This is a genomic window from Mesorhizobium sp. M1E.F.Ca.ET.063.01.1.1 (assembly GCF_003998155.1).
Classification (GTDB): Bacteria; Pseudomonadota; Alphaproteobacteria; order Rhizobiales; family Rhizobiaceae; genus Mesorhizobium.
The window spans coordinates 1-612 of the sequence record NZ_RZSC01001460.1 but is presented as its reverse complement, the minus strand read 5'-3'; the positions used below and the strand labels follow the sequence as shown (position 1 = coordinate 612).

The window sequence follows — 612 nt, the reverse complement described above, 5'->3', positions numbered from 1 at the left end:
GTCGAACAATGCCGCCGTCGCCGACATTCCCGGCGACGACAAAGCCGGCGGCGGCGAGATCGGCCGTGGGCAATGGCTGCAGGCGCTGGCCTGCGGAGTGACGCCGACCGTGCACATGAACCCGGTGCTGCTCAAGCCGCAAAGCGATATCGGCTCGCAAGTGGTGGTGCAGGGCAAGGTGTTCGGCGAGGCACGGGCGCGCGACTATCAGGCGATGAAGGCCCGGCTGATGGATGCGGTGCTGGAGTCCTGGGCGAAGGTCGGCGAGGGCGCCGACCTGGTCATCGTCGAAGGCGCCGGCTCGCCCGCCGAGATCAATCTCAGGAGCCGAGACATGGCCAATATGGGCTTCGCGACGCGCGCCAATGTGCCGGTGATCTTGGTCGGCGACATCGACCGCGGCGGCGTCATCGCCTCGGTCGCCGGCACGCATCTGATCCTGCCGGAGGCAGACCGGCGCATGATCGCCGGCTATCTCATCAACAAGTTCCGCGGCGACGTTTCGCTGTTCGACGACGGCATAAGCGCGATCGAGAAATTCACCGGCTGGCCGTGCTTCGGCGTGGTTCCCTGGCTGAAGGCTGCTGCGCGCCTGCCGTCGGAAGATTCGGT

The 612-nt window shown here is 66.7% G+C and carries 1 protein-coding gene; it reads left to right on the top strand.

The features are described from left to right. The coding region (locus EOA29_RS39220) for a cobyric acid synthase (RefSeq protein ID WP_127222554.1) at positions 1-612 on the top strand (612 nt) is incomplete at both ends.